Raw genomic sequence first — 3,031 nt, forward strand, 5'->3', positions numbered from 1 at the left:
CACGCCGAGGAGTCCGAAGAGCTGCCGCATTTCAGAGCCCTGGAAGGCGAGCTCTCGGGCGGACACCGTCGACATCGGCAGCTCGAGCCGAAGCACGTCGGGGAATCGCCGCCCATCGCGCACTGCCACGATCAGGCGCAGGTGCGGATTCCGCCGCAGCGCCGCAAGCAGTGCGGGCTCCGTTTCGTCGTCGTGGACCTCGTCGAAGTCGTCCCAGACCAGAACCGTGTCGTCAACCGCGCCCTGTGCGAGGCGGTGGCGCCCGCCCGCGTCTGCTCCGTCGATCCAGACCAGCCGCTCCGAGTCGTGCCCCAGGCGGTGCACCCACTGCCGCAGCAGCACCGTCTTCCCGAACCCCGTCGGGGCGCGCACGACGGTGAGGCGGGTCCGCGCGGAGAGCAGTTCCCAGAGCCGAGGCCGGGGAAGCGAACCGGCCGGTGGCGCGGGAGCGGCCACGAACGGCGCACCGGGCGTGAACTCAGGGCGCGTCGCCTCTGGCTCGGAGTGCACCGTCACCTCGCGTCATCCTCGGCTGTTGTCGTGAAGCGCACAGCGCAACGTAACACTGAGAATCTATCGCGATCCGCTCCGACGCGGTGGCCTTCATGTCTTGTCGCCGCACCCGATCGGCGGCGCCCAGGCGGGGCGGGGGATGAGGCAGAACGGATGCCCGACCGGGTCGGCGTAGACGTGGCCGCTGCCCTCGAGGCGCGTCGCGCCGAGCGCTCGCACGAGTCCGTCCGCGACCTCGACGTCATCGACCATCGCGTCGGCCGACCAGGCACGGAGCCTGAGGTAAATGCCAGGGGAGGCAGTTCAATTGCACCGGGCAAGCGTGATGCACCCAGGCGCCGCCCGAGGTGAGCGCTGACACCAGGAGGACAGGAAGGGATTCGAGACAACAGGGTTACGTGCTGAGGCAGCCCTCGTGACCAGGGGCGCCCGCCGTTATCAGGCCCTGTCTATTTGACGCTGTACTGCCGCAGCGCTGCGGCGAGCTGCGGCAGATGCGTGTCGATGACCTCGCGGACTGTTGCGACGTCAACACCGAAGTACTCGTGCACGAGGATGTTCCGGAAGCCGCGGATCTGGGGCCATGGAATCTCGGGATGAGCGTCGGTGACGTCAGCGGGCAGTGCGTTCGCGGCGTCGCCGATGACCTGCAGATTGCGCTCGATGGCGTCCTCGGCCATGTCGACGAGGATCCGATCGCTGCTGCCGAGCGAACCGGCGTAGCGCTGGCACCTTGCGATCGCGTCAAGGATGTCGGCGATCCGCTTCGGTGTAGTGCGGCTCACAGGTCAACCGCTTCGGCAAGTGCCGAGTCGGAGATCGGACGCTTGAGCAGCTGCGCAGGGAAGATATCGATGTCGTCGCGCGCGTAAAGCCGGCGTACCTCTTCCATGAGGCCGGAAGCTCTCATCAGAAGGTTGCCGTCAGCAGGATCCATCTCAACAAGGATGTCTATGTCGCTGCCCTCGTGGGCGTCCCCGCGGGCGACCGAGCCGAAGAGTTTGGGATTCTTCGCGTGGTATTTGGCCAACAGAGCCTCAAGTTCGCTGCGCCGCGCGTTGATGACCTCGCGCAAGGTGAGGCTCGGCGGCGTAGTGATCGGCATGTATCCAGCGTAAGCGCGCACATCGCGTCGGCGGTGGCTCCACCGCGCCTCAACGACATCAATGCCGAAGAACCGGTGTGCCACGCGACTGAGGACGGACTTGTGGTTGTCCGAGGTGGTGGCTCCGACGGGCGTCGATCCCGTGACCTCACGATTTTCAGTCGTGCGCTCTACCAACTGAGCTACAGAGCCGAATCGGCCGATGAACGAATCAGCCGCTTCTGGAAGAAAAGCCCTACCTCTCGATAGGGCTTTTGCACTCCGCGACCCTGACGGGACTTGAACCCGCGACCTCCGCCGTGACAGGGCGGCACGCTAACCAACTGCGCTACAGGGCCATATTCATTTGTCCGGCAATCATGGTGACCCCAACGGGATTCGAACCCGTGCTACCGCCGTGAAAGGGCGGCGTCCTAGGCCACTAAACGATGGGGCCGTCTGCGGCTGCCACCGCATGACTACCGAGGACCAAGCATACGTGAGCCTTCAGCATCGGCCAAATCGGCACGGCCGGTTCGCGACACTCGGGCGTGTTACCCGAGGCGGATGCCTGCGCCGCGGTTACGTTCAATGGCGACATGCTCACCCCGACCCCCTAAGGAGACGCATGGCGATGCGGCTGATCGCGCCTTCCGGTGCAGCGGTGACCGACCCGGCCCGACGCGGGCGGGGCGGTCTTCTGCGGGTGGTCGGCGTGCTCGCGGCATCCCTCGCCCTCGTCATCGCGGGTGCGATCAACGCCCCCGCCCCCGCCCAGGCCGACCAGTACCCGACCTGGGCCGACGTGCAGCACGCGAAGGGGAACCAGGCCGCCGCGCAGGCGAAGGTGAACCAGGTCTCGACGCTGCTGAAAGGTCTCAAGACGAAGTCCGCCCAGGCGCAGCAGGCCGCGAAGGCCGCGGGTGAGAAGGTCGCCGACGCGCAGGACGCGCTGTTCGCGGCCGACCAGAAGTATCAGAGCCTCAAGGCGGAGTCCGACAAGCTGACCGCCGATGCCGACACCGCGAGCACCCGGGCCGGCCGGGTGGCCGCTCAGCTCTATCGCTCGGGCGGCAACGACCTGACCTCGTCGCTGCTGTTCGCCAGCTCGAAGGGCAGCGGCACCGACCCGTCGGCGCTGCTCGACAACCTCGGCACCATGACGAAGCTGACCGAGTCGACCTCAGACGTGTGGGCGCAGGCGCAGCAGGCGAAGAACACCGCCCGTGCCGCCGCAGACCAGGCGAAGGCGGCGCTCGACGAGCGCACCCGGCTGCAGCAGCAGGCGCAGGCCGCGCTCGCCGCTGCGCAGCAGGCCCAGATCGCCGCGCAGCAGGCGGTCGAGACGCAGCAGGCGCACAGCGATGAGCTGAACGCGATGCTCGCCGCGCTGAAAGACAAGACGAGCAAGACGGTCGCGAGCTATCAGAAGGG

Annotated in this window: 5 protein-coding genes and 3 tRNA genes; 1 reads left to right on the forward strand and 7 read right to left on the reverse strand. The window is 67.2% G+C overall.

The window, feature by feature from the left end:
* The 7 genes from ACM2XV_RS13665 to ACM2XV_RS13695 form a co-directional block, all read right to left on the reverse strand.
* On the reverse strand, positions 1–516 hold a 516-nt coding region (locus tag ACM2XV_RS13665; RefSeq protein ID WP_487027321.1), incomplete at its 3' end, for a P-loop NTPase.
* Positions 517–603: 87 nt separating this feature from the next.
* Entirely contained in the window at positions 604–765 is a 162-nt protein-coding gene (locus ACM2XV_RS13670; protein WP_344776798.1) for a VOC family protein, read from the reverse strand.
* A gap of 197 nt (positions 766–962) precedes the next feature.
* Positions 963–1,298 carry a HepT-like ribonuclease domain-containing protein gene (locus ACM2XV_RS13675; RefSeq protein ID WP_487027322.1) on the reverse strand — a complete coding sequence of 112 codons (336 nt, stop codon included), beginning with the start codon at positions 1,296–1,298 and terminating at the stop codon, positions 963–965.
* Positions 1,295–1,618, reverse strand: a complete 324-nt coding sequence (locus tag ACM2XV_RS13680; protein WP_487027323.1) for a nucleotidyltransferase family protein — start codon at positions 1,616–1,618, stop codon at positions 1,295–1,297. Before ACM2XV_RS13680 ends, ACM2XV_RS13675 begins: the two co-directional genes overlap by 4 nt.
* A gap of 116 nt (positions 1,619–1,734) precedes the next feature.
* Positions 1,735–1,810 (reverse strand) — tRNA-Phe (locus tag ACM2XV_RS13685).
* 72 nt (positions 1,811–1,882) lie between these two features.
* Positions 1,883–1,956 (reverse strand) — tRNA-Asp (locus ACM2XV_RS13690).
* Positions 1,957–1,978: 22 nt separating this feature from the next.
* Positions 1,979–2,054, reverse strand: a tRNA-Glu gene (locus ACM2XV_RS13695).
* Positions 2,055–2,225: 171 nt separating this feature from the next.
* On the opposite strand from ACM2XV_RS13695, the gene ACM2XV_RS13700 reads away from it, so the two are divergent.
* On the forward strand, positions 2,226–3,031 hold an 806-nt coding region (locus ACM2XV_RS13700; protein ID WP_487027324.1), incomplete at its 3' end, for a coiled-coil domain-containing protein.

This window comes from Gryllotalpicola sp. CP2-P1 (assembly GCF_057512245.1).

Excerpts from the sequence above, each read along its gene's own strand:
- ACM2XV_RS13670 (WP_344776798.1), bottom strand. The coding sequence starts at position 765 with ATGGTCGATGACGTCGAGGTCGCGGACGGACTCGTGCGAGCGCTCGGC.
- ACM2XV_RS13680 (WP_487027323.1), bottom strand. The coding sequence starts at position 1,618 with ATGCCGATCACTACGCCGCCGAGCCTCACCTTGCGCGAGGTCATCAAC.